This window comes from Microcoleus sp. FACHB-1515, assembly GCF_014696105.1.
GTDB lineage: Bacteria > Cyanobacteriota > Cyanobacteriia > Elainellales > Elainellaceae > JAAUTJ01.
In genome coordinates, this window is sequence record NZ_JACJPO010000045.1 from 49482 (window position 1) to 66963 (window position 17482).

At 53.7% G+C, this 17482-nt stretch carries 13 protein-coding genes; 4 read left to right on the forward strand and 9 right to left on the reverse strand.

All coding sequences use genetic code 11. The features are described from left to right. Nucleotides 1–204 precede the first annotated feature (204 nt). Entirely contained in the window at nucleotides 205–1578 is a 1374-nt protein-coding gene (locus H6F67_RS15950; RefSeq protein ID WP_190767612.1) for an alkaline phosphatase family protein, read from the forward strand. A gap of 85 nt (nucleotides 1579–1663) precedes the next feature. On the opposite strand, the gene H6F67_RS15955 is transcribed toward H6F67_RS15950, so the two are convergent. The 6 genes from H6F67_RS15955 to H6F67_RS15980 all read right to left on the reverse strand — a co-directional run bounded on the left by H6F67_RS15955 (nucleotide 1664) and on the right by H6F67_RS15980 (nucleotide 7093). After that, a complete protein-coding gene (locus H6F67_RS15955) occupies nucleotides 1664–2122 on the reverse strand; it encodes a hypothetical protein (RefSeq protein WP_190767613.1) in 459 nt (152 codons plus the stop codon). A 99-nt stretch (nucleotides 2123–2221) separates the two neighbouring features. Continuing rightward, nucleotides 2222–2725 (reverse strand): hypothetical protein, encoded by a 504-nt coding sequence (locus H6F67_RS15960; protein ID WP_190767614.1) that lies wholly within the window; start codon nucleotides 2723–2725, stop codon nucleotides 2222–2224. 57 nt (nucleotides 2726–2782) lie between these two features. Continuing rightward, on the reverse strand, nucleotides 2783–3946 hold the full coding sequence (locus H6F67_RS15965; RefSeq protein ID WP_190767615.1) for an ABC transporter ATP-binding protein: 1164 nt from the start codon (nucleotides 3944–3946) through the stop codon (nucleotides 2783–2785). Nucleotides 3947–3979: 33 nt separating this feature from the next. Further along, nucleotides 3980–4867, reverse strand: a complete 888-nt coding sequence (locus H6F67_RS15970) for a carbohydrate ABC transporter permease (protein WP_190767616.1) — start codon at nucleotides 4865–4867, stop codon at nucleotides 3980–3982. Between the two features lie 3 nt (nucleotides 4868–4870). Beyond that, on the reverse strand, nucleotides 4871–5773 hold the full coding sequence (locus H6F67_RS15975; protein WP_190767617.1) for a carbohydrate ABC transporter permease: 903 nt from the start codon (nucleotides 5771–5773) through the stop codon (nucleotides 4871–4873). Between the two features lie 18 nt (nucleotides 5774–5791). Then, nucleotides 5792–7093 carry an ABC transporter substrate-binding protein gene (locus H6F67_RS15980; RefSeq protein ID WP_190767618.1) on the reverse strand — a complete coding sequence of 434 codons (1302 nt, stop codon included), beginning with the start codon at nucleotides 7091–7093 and terminating at the stop codon, nucleotides 5792–5794. Between the two features lie 812 nt (nucleotides 7094–7905). Between H6F67_RS15980 and H6F67_RS15985 the strand changes: the two genes are divergently transcribed. Then, a complete protein-coding gene (locus H6F67_RS15985; protein ID WP_242020659.1) occupies nucleotides 7906–9744 on the forward strand; it encodes an iron uptake porin in 1839 nt (612 codons plus the stop codon). A 174-nt stretch (nucleotides 9745–9918) separates the two neighbouring features. Further along, nucleotides 9919–10995 (forward strand): PEP-CTERM sorting domain-containing protein, encoded by a 1077-nt coding sequence (locus H6F67_RS15990; RefSeq protein WP_190767619.1) that lies wholly within the window; start codon nucleotides 9919–9921, stop codon nucleotides 10993–10995. Between the two features lie 84 nt (nucleotides 10996–11079). On the opposite strand, the gene H6F67_RS15995 is transcribed toward H6F67_RS15990, so the two are convergent. The 3 genes from H6F67_RS15995 to hflX form a co-directional block, all read right to left on the reverse strand. Then, a complete protein-coding gene (locus H6F67_RS15995) occupies nucleotides 11080–11865 on the reverse strand; it encodes a glutathione S-transferase family protein (RefSeq protein ID WP_190767620.1) in 786 nt (261 codons plus the stop codon). A gap of 74 nt (nucleotides 11866–11939) precedes the next feature. Beyond that, complete coding sequence (galE, locus tag H6F67_RS16000; protein WP_190767621.1) at nucleotides 11940–12941, reverse strand: UDP-glucose 4-epimerase GalE; 1002 nt, start codon at nucleotides 12939–12941, stop codon at nucleotides 11940–11942. A 75-nt stretch (nucleotides 12942–13016) separates the two neighbouring features. Further along, complete coding sequence (gene hflX / locus H6F67_RS16005) at nucleotides 13017–14708, reverse strand: GTPase HflX (protein ID WP_190767622.1); 1692 nt, start codon at nucleotides 14706–14708, stop codon at nucleotides 13017–13019. A 244-nt stretch (nucleotides 14709–14952) separates the two neighbouring features. On the opposite strand from hflX, the gene H6F67_RS16010 reads away from it, so the two are divergent. Continuing rightward, the gene (locus H6F67_RS16010) at nucleotides 14953–17481 is read left to right on the forward strand and encodes a GAF domain-containing protein (protein WP_190767623.1); all 2529 of its coding nucleotides are present in this window, start codon (nucleotides 14953–14955) and stop codon (nucleotides 17479–17481) included. Nucleotide 17482: the final 1 nt, after the last annotated feature.

The following is a 17482-nucleotide window of genomic DNA, read 5'->3' on the forward strand; positions in this document are numbered from 1 at the left end:
TCATCATCTTCAATGCTGTTCCAAACAAATGCTGTTTCAAACAAGTGTTCTTCACCGAACAGATATTATCGATCGGGTTAAGGGCGAAGCATTTGCAGCAATAAGCTTACATCGAAATACCCCAACGCAGATGAATAATTCAGATTAAATTCAACTCCATCCACTGATTCCTGTACTTTTCTCTGTTCTTCTCTGAGCGATTTTATGAAAAAAACTGTTGTCATCAATGTTGTTGGACTGAGTTCAAGACTGTTAGGAGAACATACCCCGCAATTAAACAAATGGATTGCTCAGGGACATCTTGCCACCATTCAGCCCGTTTTGCCTGCTGTCACCTGCACGGCACAGTCAACTTATTTGACAGGACGTTATCCTGCTGAGCATGGCATTGTTGCAAATGGCTGGTATTTCCACGATGACTGTGAAGTCAAGTTTTGGCGGCAGTCGAATAAATTGGTGCAGAGTCCGAAGATCTGGGATATTGCCCGCAGCATCGACCCCAGCTTTACCTGTGCCAATCTGTTCTGGTGGTACAACATGTATTCCACTGTGGACTATGCGGTGACACCGCGCCCCATGTATCCCGCTGATGGTCGGAAACTGCCCGACATCTACACCCAGCCGACTGAACTGCGATCGGTGCTCAACGCTGAATTCGGTGAGTTTCCCCTGTTCAAATTCTGGGGTCCGGCGACTTCAGCAGAATCGAGCGAATGGATCGCAAAGTCGGCAAAGCGAGTGGAGGAAATGTACAGCCCCACGCTGACGCTAATCTACCTGCCCCATCTCGACTATTGTTTGCAAAAGATCGGCTGTCAGCCGCATGAAATTGCTCAGGATTTAGGCGAAATTGACGCAATTTGTGGCGACCTGATTGCTTACTACGAGCAGCGCGGCGCACAGGTGATTGTCCTGTCGGAGTATGGCATTACCCCGGTAGATCAGCCAATTCACCTGAATCGAGTCCTGCGCGAGGCGGGACTGCTGCAAGTGCGGGAAGAGCTAGGTCGGGAACTGCTGGATGCGGGCGCGAGCAAGGCATTTGCCGTAGCGGATCACCAGATTGCCCATGTGTATGTCAACGATCCGAGTTGTCTAGAGAAGGTCAAACAACTGCTGGAACAAACGGAGGGCATCGATCGAGTGCTAGATGAGGCAGGGAAGGAAGCGTATCATCTGGCTCACCCGCGATCGGGTGATTTAGTGGCCGTTGCCAAGCCGAATGCCTGGTTTACCTACTACTACTGGCTAGACGATCGCAAAGCCCCGGATTTCGCCAGAACAGTTGATATTCACCGCAAACCGGGCTACGACCCTGCCGAACTCTTTATCGATCCCAAACTCAAATTGCCAAAGCTAAAGCTTGGCTTGACGCTGCTAAAGAAGAAACTGGGATTCCGATATCTGATGGATGTCATTCCTCTGGATGCGAGTGTCGTCAAAGGATCGCATGGTCACATAACGCCATCCCCCGCAGATTGTCCTTTGCTGATCACTCGTCAAACTGGCCTGCTGCAAAAGGATTCCCTAGAGGCGATCGACGTTTTCAATGTGATTTTGAGTCATTTGAAAGGTTAGAAGCGATCGCGGCGTTTAACAAAGCGATCGAAAGCAGATGCGGCAGCGATTGGGCAGGTAGCTTGCGGCTGTCTGGGCGATCGAGCTAACCCTCGCTCCGACCGTTCCCGTTGAATTGCTGGGTTAGTACTTCAAGAAGCTGAGTCACCGTGCTGCGAAATTCAGCGCGATCGATTTCTGCTTGGCTGCGGTCTTGCACAGCTTGCTGAGCTAAAGATTCAACCGTGATGCTCAACTCTGAAACTTGCGTACTCAACTGGTCAACCCGTTCTGTCAACTGGTCAACTCGTTCTGTCAACTGGTCAACTCGTTCTGTCAACTGGTCAACCCGATCGCCCAACCGATCGAGCTTGATTGCAAGTACGTCTAATTGCTGCTGGGTGCGGTCTTGCCGCTCTCCCAATAGCGCGATCGCGCTGGTGTTGAGTTCTTGCTGAGCGGCCACGCGATCGAGCCTGGCATTTGCTGATTCTGCGTAGCGAGCCGCAGACGCAAGCAATTCTTTTACGTCTTCAAATTCGTCTCGCGTTACTGTCGCTGTCATGTTAATTGAGCCTCACTTGCTTCAATTCTACGGTTGATGCGGCTGAACGAATTGATGGTGCAGATGCAAAGCTAGCGATCGAGCGAATGAAGCAGTTGCTTACTCAGCTTTTAAAACAGAATCGTTGTTGGCACCGAGCGTGAGGCTGAGCGATCGCTCGTCTTGCAGGCCGCGCACCGCTTGGCGATACACATCGTAATTCGTCGGCAGCGTTTGCGTCCGGCCTTCGGCTTCAAACGTCAAGGCGTAATCTTCGCTTTTGATCAGTTCGGGCTGCGTCATTTCTTCGCTGCTGGTGCGGCGACGCGCTTCGAGTTCATCCACAGTCGGACGGGGCGGCAGTTCCGGCCAGTAGAGTCCGCGATCGTCTGGCCCGGTTACTGCTCGATCGGGTCGTTCCCCGTTGCGAATTTCCAGCGTGGTCGAGGCAAATTTTTCGATGCGCGGACGGCGATCGCCACCCAAATTTGGTGAATACTGCACCTGCCAGGTGTAGCTGACTTGGGCGATCGGTTCATAGCGGTTGGTTGTGACCGTATCGCAGCCGACCAATAGCGCCGACAGGCCAGCGAATAAAGCGATCGATCGAGCTTTCGGATGCATAAGCGTCAAAATGGGGCGACGGTAAAGTTGACACCCTTCGCCCCAGTATAGTTGCCGTTAGCGAGCGACTGCCGCCCGCCGCCGACTAAAAACCGCATCTCCAGTTTCGACATCAAACCAGTGCAGATTTTCCGCAGGCAGTGCCAGATTGAGCGTTTGATTTTGCCAGTTGCGATCGGGCGGCAACAAAGCCCGCAGCACAACGGCAGCGGTGTCCGTCGAGTCGAGATGTTCGGGGCGCATCGTACTCATCAGTGGACGATTGGAGCTGTTGCGATCGCTCAGCACTTCGACACTGACCAAATTGTGCATTCCCAAGTTTTCTACTAAGAAGACGCGACCTTGAACAACCTGCTGATCGCTGGCTTCGGCCAGACGCACATGTTCCGGACGAATGCCCATGACAACTTGGCGCGGGGCAGAGCCGCCCTGCAAAGGAAGCGGAATGCGGAAGTTGCCAACAATGGCCGATCGCCCATCGCAGGGAACCGTCACCAAGTTCATCTGGGGACTGCCGACAAATCCGGCCACAAAGCGGTTGGCAGGATTGTTGTAGATTTCGTGGGGCGGAGCAAGCTGCTGCACCAAGCCTTGATTGAGAACGGCCACTTTTGAGGAAAGCGTCATCGCCTCGGTTTGGTCGTGCGTTACATAAACAACAGGAACTTGCTGCGCGTCGAATAGCTGCTTGAGTTCTGCCCGGACTCGTTCGCGCAATAGGGCATCCAGGTTCGACAGCGGTTCATCCAGCAAGAAAATATCCGACTGGCGCACCAGAGCGCGACCCAGCGCGACCCGCTGCCGCTGACCTCCCGATAGCTGTCCGGGTTTGCGATCCATCAGGCCACCCAGGTCGAGCGACTGAGCAGCGTGGGCGACGCGCTGTTTAATTTCCGCTTCAGGAACATGCTTGAGCCGCAGACCCGATCGCAAGTTGTCATATACGCTCAGGTGCGGATAGAGCGCGTAGCTTTGGAACACCATTGCAATGTTGCGATCGCCCGGACGCAAATTCGTCACGTCGCGCCCGCCGATCAAAACTTGTCCTTGTGTGGGCTGTTCCAATCCGGCAATCAACCGCAAAACAGTGGATTTTCCGCAGCCCGACGGCCCCAGCAGCGTCAGAAATTCGTTGTCGTCAACCGTCAAGCTGACATCGCGAACGGGCACGACTTTGGGCGAATAGGTTTTGTTGAGGTGGACTAATTCGAGTTTTGCCATGATTTTTTCCCAGATAAATGAATTGCGATTGGATTAGCCTTTGACTGCGCCTGCGGTCAGCCCTTGAACGATCTTGCGCTGGAAGAACAGCACCAGGAGGACAAGCGGCAACGTGCCCACGACGGTGGCAGCAGCGATCGCCCCATACGGAATTTCAAACGACGACGCGCCACCAAGCTGCGAGGCTGCAACTGGAATCGTCTTCATGTTCTCGTCGGTGATGAAGGTCAAGGCGAAGATGAATTCGTTCCAGGCGAAGATGAACGTTAAAATTCCGGTCGTCACCAAAGCAGGGACAGTCATCGGCAGCAGAATTTTGGTGAGCATCTGCGTGGTGTTGTAGCCGTCTACTTTTGCGGCGTCTTCGAGATCTTTTGGCAGTTGCTCAAAAAACGATCGCAGCACCAAAATCGTCAGCGGCAGGTTAATCGCCGTGTAGGGAATGATCAAGGCGAGGTAGTTGTTGCCCAGGTGCAGCAGTTGAATAATTTCCAGCAAACCGAGAAACAAGAGCACACCGGGGAACAACGTCACGATCAGAACGCCTGCCAGAATCGCTCTTTGTCCGCGTGGGCGCAGTCGGGCAAGTGCATAGGCGGCAGGCGTTCCCAAAGCCAAACACAGCAAGGTCGAAACGATCGACACAAACGCACTGTTGAGGATATATCGCCAGAAGGGACGCCGCTCAAACAGTTCGGCATAGTGCTGAAAGGTGAAGCGGGTCGGAAAGTACACCGTCGGCACAGCCGTGATGTCTTCGTTGACCTTAAAAGAAGTCAAAAGCTGCCACAGAATCGGCGCAAGACAAAAGATTACAACCCCAACGATCGCAATCCACCGCAAAATTTCGCCGATTCGGGCGCTGGTTGGTTTGCCTGTGGGAGCCGCCGCGCTGCGACGGTCTTGAATCGTAGTTGCCATTGGTTATGCGACTCCTGTCGTGTGTTTGCGCGATCGATTGAGCAAGAAGGCAGCGATCGCCACCGCCAAAACGAGCAGCAAAAACGTGACGACCACGAGTGCCGCCCCATAGCCAAAGTCGAGATAGCGCATGATCGTGGCGTAGATGTAGAGCGACACCACCTCGGTTGCACCGCCGGGACCACCTCCCGTCATCACCTGAATCAGGTCGAAGATGCCAAACGCCTGCGCGAAGCGGAACAGCATTGAAATCACGATTTGCGGCATCAGCAGCGGCACGGTGATTCGCCGGAAGCTTTGCCAGGCCGATGCTCCGTCAAGCGCGTGCGCTTCGTACAAATCAGGCGAGATCGATTGCAGTCCGGCCAGAAGCAAGATGCTGATGAACGGCGTCGTCTTCCACACGTCCGCAAAGATGACGGCCAGCAATGCCAGCGTTGGTTCACCCAGCCAGTTGATGCCTGTTTCAATCAGTCCCAGGCGTCGGAGGATGTCGTTGACCACGCCGAACTGGTCGTTAAAAATCCACGCCCAAGCCAGGCCAATCAGCGCGGTGGGCAGTGCCCAAGGCAAAATTGCAGAGGTGCGGACGAACGATCGCCCTCGAAAGGCATGATTCAAAATCAAAGCGATGCACATGCCGATCGCGAGTTCTGTCAACACGGAAGCAGTTGTGAAAATTGCGGTTGTGCCAAAGGACTGCCAAAAGCGGCCATCGCCCATCATCCGCCCGTAGTTGAACAGGCCGGAAAACTGGGGTTGCAGTTGCGTTCCCAAGTTGCGCGTAAACAAACTCAGCCAGAAGGCTCGCAGAATCGGATAAAGATAAACCAGCGCCAGCAGCAGCAGTGCAGGCGTCATCAAGATCCAGGCGGTTTTTTGTTCCCGCGATCGAATCGTGTCCATGAATGTTCTCTTCAAGGGTTAGGTTTTCAGCAGAGTGCGCGTTTCATTGGCGGCTGCCCGCATCGCCTCTTCAGGACTCATGCGATTGGTCAAAGCGGCACTGAGATAGCGCTGCAAAATGTCGGAGGCCTGAGCGTACTGAGCGATCGGCGGGCGCAAAACCGCTGTTCCCACAATTTCCAACAGTTGCGGATAGTGCGGAAACTTTTGGACGACTTGCGGATCGCTAAACAGGACTTTGCGGCTGGGCACATAGCCCGCTTCCAGGATGTAGTTGCGCTGCGGCTCGACGCTGCTGAAGAACTGCACCGCCTGCCAAGCTTCTTCCTGGTGGCGCGAACTTTTCGAGATTGCCAAACCCCATCCGCCTAAGCAGGCTCCGCTCTCTTGACCCTGCGCGTGCAGCATCGGCTTAATGCCAATCTTGCCTTTGATTTCAGAATCATCTGCATTTGCCAGCGGCCAAACATACGGCCAACTCCGCAAGAAAGCTGCCTGTCCGCTTTGAAAAAATCGGCGGGTTTCTTCTTCTTGATAGGTCGTTACACCGGGAGGCGACACGCCTTCACTGACCGTACTGCGGAGCCAGTTGATTGCGTTGATCGTTTCGGGGCGATCGAGTCCCACCTCCAAGGTGTCTGGATTCACCCAAAAGCCGCCGAAGCCTTCCAAGACTTCGACGAACATCGCCGCTAAGCCTTCGTATTGCCGACCTTGCCAAACATAGCCCCAAGGCACATCGCCGCTTTCTTGCAGCAGCTTGGATTGCTCCATCAGTTCGTCAAAGGTTTCCGGCGGCTGAAGACCGTGTTTGTCTAACAGGTCTTTGCGGTAGTAGAACACGCCAGCATCCGATCGCAGCGGCAGACGATACAGCCGATCGTTGTACTTACCGCCTTCAATATCAACGGTGGAAAAGCCCTCTAGCTGTTCGGGCGTAACGCGATCGGTCAGATCTACTAGCCAGCCAGCAGCGGCAAACTTGGGCGTCCAAATCACGTCCATGTTCACCAAATCGTAAGGCGAATCACCCAGCAAAAAGGCCGACGTATACAAGTCTTCGATCAAGTTGGTGGCGTTTGGCCCTTCCACCACTTCGATGCGAATGTTGGGATATTTCTGCTCAAACTCAGCGACCATTGCTTCTCGCCAGGGCTGAGCATCCGGAGCAGTCATCAGCAGCCGCAGCGTGACGGGCTGCTGCGCCATCACTGCCCAGCTAATTAGAATGCTGCTGAGCGCGGCGATCGCAACTGCCAAAAAGCGCCAGCGCTTGAATCGAAATATTGATAAAAATGGAAATCGCCTAGAGAACAGCATGGTTAATTTGTGAACTCGAATTTGATTTGAGCGATCGCAATTCCAAGTTTTGACTTCCTTAATAAATCTTCAAATCTTACTTGCTTCGCTAGCAATCTTTAGCAGTAAGAAAAAATACTTAATCTACTTTGATTGAGGCGCTTTGCTGTTTGAGATTGAATGATTTCTGCCTTTTTGAAAGCCAAAAACTGCGTAAATTAAAACATAATACTAACGCTTAAACCTTCAAAACGGTCTGAAGATAGACTGAAGATTTGCATCCGGGGATCAAGCAAAAACACAGCTCATAATGTTAGAATTCTAAAAGTTTTGCGCCGATGAACGCAGCTTAGTTTTTATTAAAACTTAACATTTGAAGTCGTGATTCTGCCGCTCAGTCCGGCGTTCTCCAGCGATCGAGATGCAGCGTTGCAAGTTTCACCGATGAATCGAGTCAATCTAGAGCAACAATCGACTTTTCTTAATTGTTCTTGTTCAGTTTGCTACAGGCACTCTTAACAAACAGCCTATCTTCAGTTTTATTAGCAGTAAGCTCTCTCTTTTGGTAGACAGTGAGTTTTCGACCAAAAAATTAAATTAAAGATTGTCGGTGTTCCAGCAATGGGTGGAAGTGGGAGAACCAGCGAAAGCTGTTACTCTCGATCGATGTTTGCGCTGCAAATTTTCCTGAGCTGAAACATTCGACAATTCACCTGTTTGCTGTGGTGTTTACCCCGCAATTTTAAGAATCTTTGCGGTCTTTAATTGCAGGGTGTGCCCGTTAGCAAGTGACAGGAGGAGTGAATTTTCGTCTCTTGCAATCTTTATAGATAATGAACACTTTATTTGCTCGACCGATTCTCTTCGCGCTGGCGATCGCCTCGGTTTCACTGCCCGCACAAGCCAATGTCACTGATACAAATTTGGATGCTGCCGCTGCATCTTCAGAAGAAACTGCAACGGTTAGCAACACCAGCCTTTTAGCCGACGAAACTGAGCCGACGATCGCAGAGGCGATCGCACCCTCCCAAACCGATCTGGCTCAAGCGGATTTGGAAATTCCGGCGCAGCCTGATCTTGTCAGTCAAACTGTTTTGCCGCTGCCTGCCGCTGCACCAAACCCGATGTCGCAAGTCCAGTCGGTTTCTGACTTAACGCAGCCTGCGCCTGCCGCTACCCCGTCGAGCATGAGTCAGGTGACATCGATCTCGCAACTGTCGGACGTGCAGCCGACCGATTGGGCATTTCAGGCGTTGCAGTCGCTCGTTGAGCGCTACGGCTGTATTGCCGGATATCCCGATGGAACCTATCGGGGACAGCGGGCACTGACACGCTTCGAGTTTGCGGCAGGATTGAATGCCTGTCTCGATCGCATCAATGAAATCATTCAAGCCGGACTTGCTGATGCCGTCACGCAAGACGATCTGGCAGCCCTCCAGCGCTTGCAAGACGAATTTGCCGCAGAACTCGCCACGATTCGCGGTCGCGTTGATGCGCTCGAAGCTCGCACAGCAGAACTCGAAGCCAACCAGTTCTCAACTACGACGACGTTGCGGGGCGACACGCTGTTTGGCCTCTATAGCATTTTGGGGGGCGACAGCGCCACAGGTGAAGAGCTAGAGCGCGTTCCGGTTTTTGGCTATCGCGTTGAACTGAACTTCAACACCAGCTTTACGGGCGAAGATTTGCTGACGGCTCGCTTGCAGTCGAACAACAACCAGCCGCTCGGCGGCACAGAATCTGGCGAACTCGGCACGAACATGGGACGAATCGAGTTTGACGGAACCAGCGATAACAATGTGCGGCTGTCACTTTTGCGCTATCGACTGCCGCTCGGTGAAGACAGCACGCTCTACATTGCCGCGCAGGGTAACGGCTTCGTCGATCTCGACGCTTCTGCTCAGCTCACGCCCTACACTGACGGCAGCGCAGTCGGTCTATTTGCGCTCCGCAACCCGATCTATAACTACTCATCCGGAACGGGCATCGGCTTTCGGCAGTTCTTCTTTGATGATTTTGTCGAGTTGAACTTGGGCTATCTCGCTTCGGATGCCAACAACCCAAACGATCGCGGCGGTTTGTTCAACGGCAGATACGCTGCGCTCGCCCAGATCATTTTGCATCCCAGCGACGAGTTTCGGCTTGGTTTCACCTACATCAACAGCTACACTCCAGCGACGCGCAGTGAAGGAACTCAATCGCCCGATTTGGTCAACCCGATCTTCGGGACGGCAACGGGCAGCAACTTGTCGAACGATGCGTTTGGGCGACCTGTCGTCGTGAATGCATACGGCATTTCTGGCACGTTTGACATTTCTGACAATTTTGCGATCGGCGGCTGGGTCGGCTATGCCCATCACACCTATATTGGACGCGGCGATGCAGACGTGTGGAACTGGGCAGTGAATTTGGCATTCCCAGATCTCTTTGGTGAAGGCAACATCGGCGGCATCGTGGTGGGGATGGAACCGCGCGTGACGGAAATCAGCAACAACCTCAACAACGGTCAGCCGGATGAGGATGTGGGTCTGCACATCGAAGGCTACTATCGCTATCGCATCAACGACAACATCGACATCACGCCTGGAATCATCTGGATTACCTCACCTGATCACAACGCGGATAATGACGATGCCGTCCTCGGCGTTGTGCGGACGCGATTCTTCTTCTAGCGATCGACAGAGATTGGTAGGGGCGCGGCGTGCCATGCCCCTGCGGAGGTTGCTCGGCAGCGAAGCGATCGCCCTTTGTAAAGATTCAGTAAATTTTCGGAGGTTGTAACTTCAAGAACACCACTGGGAACGGCTCAAGCTGGAAAATAAAGGCTTGCTTTCACCTGTTGCTACATGATTGCTTTTCAAAATCGGGTTGTACTGTCGGCGGCGATCGGGCTAGGCTTGGCGATCGCGGCAACGTCTGCGGCAAGAGCAGGATTGCTCGTGGGAAACACGGAAGCCAATAACATTGTGATTTTTGATGAGCGCACGGGTCGCTTTGGCGGCGAGTTCATTCCGGCCAAAGGTGCGTTCTATGAGCTAAATTCGCCCGACGATTTGACGTTTGGGCAAGACGGCAACCTCTACATCAGCGTTGGCGACAACACCTCTGGCGCGATTTTGCGGTTTGATGGCACAACGGGCGAATTCATCGATCGCTTCGATCAAGGCGGAATGCTGATGCGGCCTTATGGCACAGCGTTTGGACCAGACGGCAATCTGTATGTCAGCAGCTTTCGATCGGATGAAATCTTGCGCTACAGCGGCACAACCGGAGAATTTTTGGATGTGTTTGCAGCCGGAACCGGAACGGCGAATGGACTGAATGGCCCCAACGATCTGCTGTTTGCCGACAATGGCGACCTCTATGTGACCACGCAGGGCAGCGTCGCCGACGGCACAGGCGAAATTAGCTACCAGTTTGCCAGCCAAATTTTGCGCTACAACATTTTTGCACCAGAGCAAGGGGCGATCGTGTTTGATGAACCGGACGTTGCGCCCAACAGCACCGGATTTGTCAGCCTGCTCGGTTTAACGTTTGGCACGCAAAACGATTTGATCGTCAGCGATTTTGCCAACGCCATTCGCCGCTATGATCTGGCAACGGGCGATCTGCTGACCGAAGTTTCGAGCAGCTATCCGGGCTTTATGGGCAACGTGGCGATCAATCCCGACGGCAACATCTACACGCCCGGATTTGACTTTCTCAACAAAAATATCGGCGGCGTTTCCCGCTTCGATGCTGACGGCAATCCGCTACCTGCAACCGATGAATCAGGTTCAATTTTCATTCCGGCCACCAACAATCTCAAACGTCCGATCGGAATTGCCTACACGCCCGCACAAGTGCCGGAGCCAAGCATCGTGTTTGGCTTGGTCGGTGCTGCCGCGCTGGGTTGGAAGGTTCGCCGCAAACGGGTGAGTTAAATCGATCGCGTCTGCGGTAGCGGCTTGGGGGCACGGCAGGTCATGCCCCTGTGGGGGATTGGGTGATCGTCGTCTTCCCAAGTCCTACTCGATGTTAATCGAGGTGGGAGAGGAAGTGGAGGGTGAGGTGTAGGAACTGGTTGAAGACAGTTTGCGGTAGTCGGCATAGAGGCGATCGCGCCAGCGGAAGAACGGCTCGAAGACCGCGACATCGGCAATTCCCGGTGTGCCTTTGCCCTGAATGCCTGCGGGCAAATCGAGGTAAGAACCTGTGGGAAACTTGACGTACATGGTCATCGCGGCAACGGCGAAGTCGGCCAGGGTTGGATAGTCGGTCACGAGGTACGGCTGTTCGTCCAGAATGAAGCACAAGGCAGTGAGATCGCGCTTCATTGCCTCGATCGCATCCTTGAGGCCGACCGTTGGCCCGACCACGTTAATTAATTCACTTGGAACCGCGCCGACAATGTTCTTCAGCACATCCGGGACGTTGCTGGGCACAAGTGAGCGGCGGAAGGTAGAATCTTGAGCGATCGTACCGATCAGACATTTGCGGGCGTTGAGGCCGATCGATTCATCTGCCCACTGTTCCATCAGCAGCGTTAGGCCGCGCAGCTTCGGTTCGGTGGGAATCAGCGGGCGATCGGGATATTGCTTGTCGAGATAGTCAGCGATCGCCGTTGAATCACCGACATAGCGCGAACCGTCTTTGAGAACCGGAACTTGTCGCTGGCCGGACGCCCGCAGCAAATCAATTTGGCCGACGCCCGGAGTCACTTCAACTTTACGGTAGGCCAAGCCTTTGTAATCCAGCAGAAACCGCACTTTTTCGCAATAGTGCGACAGCTCAAATTGGTACAGTTCCAGCATTGGCGTTTCTCCTGCGATCGATGCAAGCTTGCACTGCGATATTACCGAGGAACCGCAAAGCGAGAGATCTGACTTTAGGTGGATTGCTTGCCGTGTCGCTTCAGATGCCAGTTCCAGGCATCTGCCAGGATTTCTTTAATGTCGGAGTGCTGGGGTTGCCAGCCGAGGACGCGCATGGCTTTGTCGCTGCTGCCCACCAGCGCAGGCGGATCTCCCGGACGGCGATCGCTCTCAACAACGGGAATTGATTTGCCCGTCACGGCTTCTGCTGCCTGAATCACTTCGCGGACGGAGAAGCCATTGCCGTTACCCAAGTTGAAGACATCGGTTTCGCCGCCTTTGAGCAGATATTCGAGTCCCAGAACATGGGCAGCAGCCAGATCGGTGACGTGGATGTAGTCACGAATGCAGGTTCCATCCGGCGTGGGATAGTCAGTGCCAAAAACGGCAATGGAGTCGCGCTTGCCAAGGGCCGTCAGCAAAACTAGCGGGATCAGGTGCGTTTCCGGCTCGTGGTCTTCTCCGGCTAAACCGCTGCGATCGGCTCCAGCGGCGTTGAAGTAGCGAAAATAAACTGATTTGAAGTCGTAGGCCGCATTGAAATCACGCAGCATACGTTCGACCATGAGCTTGCTTTCGCCGTAAGGATTGATCGGCGCTTGCGGATGATCTTCGGCGATCGGCACCGCGTTGGGAACGCCATAAGTCGCGCAGGTCGAAGAGAACACAAACTTGCGGATGTCTGCCGCGAGCATTGCTTCCAACAGGGTTAGTGTGCCAACCACGTTGTTGCGGTAATATTTTGCTGGATCGGTCACGGACTCGCCCACATAGGCATAGGCGGCGAAGTGCATGACGGCACTGATGTCGTGTGTGGAAAAGATTGAGTCAAGTAGGGCGCGATCGTTGGTATCCCCCACGATTAGCTCAGCTTTGAGTGCTTCTTCAACGATCTCCCGATGCCCGTAAACCAAGTTATCGAGTACAACAACGCCATAGCCTGCCTGCTGCAATGCGAGAACCGCGTGAGAGCCGATGTATCCGGCTCCGCCAGTCACGAGAATAGTGGGAGACATAAGCTGTGAATTGGTGAACTGTTTCTTCAGTTATAGTCGGGCACGATCGAAAACTTTTAATTTTCGGGTCAAACTTCATTCAGAAATTACATAGCGAACAAGCTGTAACAAACGCTGCCGGAGTGTTTCTAGCCCCAAGCGATCGCTGGCCGAAATAAAAACCGCCTGCGGAAATTCTTCTTGCGCTAAGGTGAGCGTATCGCCATCAACCTGATCAATTTTGTTGAACGCAACTAAAGCGGGACCAGGAGCGATCGGCATACCGCTCAAGATGCTCATCACCGATCGAATTTGGCTTTGCCAAGCCGGATGCGACAAATCCACCACATGCAAAAGCGCATCTGCCTCGGTGACTTCTTCCAGCGTGGCGCGAAAGGCATCCATCAGCGAAGGTGGCAGTTCGTGGATGAACCCGACCGTATCCGTGAGAACGATCGCCCTTGATTCTTGCGTGATCGGGTCGGTGAGCATCAGGCGGCGCGTCGTTGGGTCGAGCGTGGCAAAAAGCTGATCGGCAGCGTAGACTTCTGAATTGGTCAGGACATTGAGCAGCGTCGATTTTCCGGCATTCGTGTAGCCAACAACCGCGATCGACGGCACGTCGTGATGCTGTCGCTGCTGCCGCAGTCGCGATCGATGCGCTTGAAGCTGATTGACTTCCTGCTGAAGGCGCGTAATCCGCCGCTGAATTGCTCGCCGCTCAGTTTCCAATTTTGTTTCGCCAGGACCGCGTGTGCCGATGCCACCGCCCAATCGAGACATGGCGCGTCCGCGTCCGGTCAAGCGCGGCATCATGTACTCAAGCTGCGCGAGTTCCACCTGCAATTTTCCTGCACCGGACTGAGCACGCTGAGCAAAAATGTCGAGAATGACTTCGGTGCGATCGACCACGCGCACGCCGATTTGATTTTCCAGATTGCGAACTTGGGCCGGAGACAAATCGCGATCGAACACGATCAAATTCGCCCCAACCGTTTGCGCGGCCAAGGTGATTTCCTGCACTTTACCTTCACCGACGACGGTTTGCGGATGCGGAGCCGATCGCTTTTGCTTCACGACTTGCAGCACTTCGCCGCCTGCGGTGTCGATCAAGCGTTCGACTTCGGCCAAGCCATCTTCAAAGCGCTGGAGTGTTTTGTCTTGCGTCATCAGGCCAACTAGCAGAACGCGATCGTGGTCGGCGTCTACCTGCTGGGCAACATATTCGCGCCGAAATTCTTCTTCTAGTCCCTCGGTGAGATCAACAAAGTCCTGCTGCGAAATGACATCCAGGCTCAACGGTGGCGAAACCGTCCAGGTGGCTTCTGGATGCGGCACGAGATGCGCCAGATAGCATTCCTTCACATATCCGGTTGCACCACCGCCGCGTCGCTCAAAGCCGCTGCCCGACACGCTCAGCACCAGGAGCGCATCAAGCCGCTGAATTGCCATTGCCGTCAAGGTGGCAGCACTGGGCGCTTCTGTTTTGATTTGGGTAGCGATGCAGCGAATGCCGCTGAGTCGTTCTGCGCCATAGCGTGGCAGTTCTGATGGCGGAATTTGCGTTTGAATGGGCGAACCGACACCGACGCGAATAATTTGGCCGCGCCGATTGATGTATGCACAAACGGGCTGGCCGAGATCGCTGCTGATGGCGGCGAGCCGCTGGGCAAATTCTGGCGTGGTGATGCGATCGCCCGGAAGCCGCAGGTGATAAAGTCGCTGAAGCTGCTTAAGCTGGCTGGACTTGAGACCTTGAAGATGGCCGTAGATGGTTTCGACTGACAAACTCGATCGCTGTCCTTGAAAAGCTCGATAGTTTCATTTTATCGAGATTTAATCGAGGCGATCGAGATGCGGGTTGAGGGAGAACTTTGTGATTGCTTGACACTTGATACAAAAATTTACAAACTCGATCGATCAAGATTACTCTGCACAATCTCGCCAGAACTGGTATGAACTTAGGTAAGAGAAGTCGTGATCTCACTCCTTCTGCTCGATCTGATGTTGCGCCCCATCACTCGCTCAAAACATGATCATGCACTCATCTGGAATGATGCTGGCCGCTTTGTCTCAGGTCGATCGTCCGCATGACCTAGTGCAGCGCGTCCGCGATTTGCCTGTGCCGCAGTTTGCAAACCTGCTCGACCAGATTACCAAAGAGTTTGAATATTTTCTGCGGGCGATCGAGCTAATCAACAATGACGCGCTCGAAACGATGCTGGAGCAGATCTTGGAGGCGTTCACGCTGAAGATCGGCGAGATTTTGGAGGCCGATCGCACCACGATCTTCTTGGTGGATGAAGAAAAGCAGCAGCTTTGGTCAAAAATCGCTCAAAGCCAAGGCAACATGCGCGAAATTCGCCTGCCGATGAACATGGGGATCGCAGGTCGCGTGGCGGCAACGGGCACACCGCTGAACATTCCCGATGCCTACAGTTCACCACTGTTCAATCCAGATATCGATCGCGAAACGGGCTATGTGACGCGCAACATTTTGTGTATGCCGATTTTTAGCAGCAAAAATCGCGTCGTCGCCGTTGTGCAACTGCTTAACAAAGCGGGCGATCGATTATTCGACAGCTATGACGAACATCGGTTTCGCGAATTTGCCCATTCGATCGGCGTGATTTTAGAAAGCTGCAATTCGTTTTACATTGCAGCTCGCAATCAGCGCGGCGCGGCAGCACTGCGAAAAGCCACAGCCAGCCTCGCCCAAAGTTTGGATTTGGAAAAAACGCTTCAGGTCGTGATGGATGAAGCGCGGGAACTGATGCTGGCCGATCGCAGCACGCTGTTTTTGCTCGATCGCGATCGCAACGAACTCTGGTCAAAAGTGGCAACGCTGGCGCGGGAAATTCGGATTCCGGCTACCAAGGGGATTGCCGGATATGTCGCCTCGACCGGACGGACGCTCAACATTCCGCACGCCTACGAAGATCCGCGTTTTGATCCGAGTACCGATCGCAGCACAGGCTATCGCACCCGCAACATTTTGTGTATGCCCGTCTTCAACTCGGAAAAAGAACTAATCGGCGTGACGCAACTGATCAACAAGCATCAAGGCAGCTTCACCACCTCCGATGAAGAATTCATGGAAGCGTTCAATGTGCAGGCGGGAATTGCGCTGCAAAACGCTCAGCTTTTTGAAAGCGTGCTGCAAGAGCGGCAATATCAAAAAGACATGCTGCAAAGCTTGTCGGATGCCGTAATCTCGACGGACATGCAGGGGCAAATTGTGACGATTAACGATGCCGCACTAACGCTGTTGGGCTGTCCGGCCACGCAAGCGCCAGACGAAGAGCGCGATCGCCTCCGCACGATTTGGCGAGACAAACTGATCAAGCGATCGGTGTGGGAAGTCGTGCCAATCCTCAATCTGCGGGGACGCCTTGAAACCAGCCTGCAAGAAGCCAAAAAGCTCTACGAACCAGAGCAAAGCTTGCTCGTCGGCTTGTGGGCCGAAGCAACCGAAGCAGATGGCACAGAAGAATTTATTTTAGCGGTGCGCGATCGATCCAATCCCAACCAATATTTGCCTTGGAATCTGCCTGCCGATCAGGTGACGCCGATTTCCAAAACGGAAATTCGCGAGATGGAGCGCAGCATCAACCTGACGATCAATCCGCTGACAACGCCATCTGGCAATGTGCAGGGCGGCCTGATTGTGATCGAAGACATCAGCCGCGAAAAACGGATGAAAGCCGCGATGCGCCGCTACATCAGTCGCGAAGTTGCTGATTTGCTCGATGATGATGCGCTGACCGAAGGGCGACGCGAAGTGAGCATTTTGTTTTCCGACATTCGCGGCTACACCTCGATTACCGAAAATCTGGAAGCGTCTGAAGTCGTGTCGCTGCTGAACAACTATTTTGAAACGATGGTCGAAGCCGTCTTCAACTACGAAGGCACGCTCGACAAATTCATGGGCGACGCGCTGATGGCCGTTTACGGTGCGCCGCTGCTGAAAGAAGACCACGCTTGGATGTCTGTCCAGTCTGCGCTGGATATGCGCCGCCGCCTGCGGGAATTCAACGAACATCCCATCTCTGACTCGCAGCCGTTCATCCGCATTGGCATCGGCATCAGTTCGGGCGAAGTTGTCTGCGGCAACATCGGCCACCAGCAGCGCATGGACTACACCGTGATTGGCGACGGGGTGGACATTAGTTCGCGACTAGAAGGCGTGACGAAAGAATATGGCTGCGACATTATCTTGAGCGAACACACCTACGAACTTTGTCGCGAACATATTTGGGTGCGCGAACTCGATCGCATTCGCGTCAAAGGCAAACGCAAATCGATCGCCATTTACGAACTGATTGGCGATCGCCGCCACGCGCTCGATCTCGATACGCAAGATTTCCTAGAACTCTACCAAAACGGACGCACCGCCTATCAAAAGCAAAATTTTCGCCAAGCGATTCGCTACTTTGAAACCGCCGCCAAACTGCGACCCAACGATCGCGCCGTGCAAACACACCTCGATCGCGCCAATGCCTATCTCATCAGTCCGCCCGATCGCGATTGGGACGGCGTTTACACAATGACCAGCAAGTAAG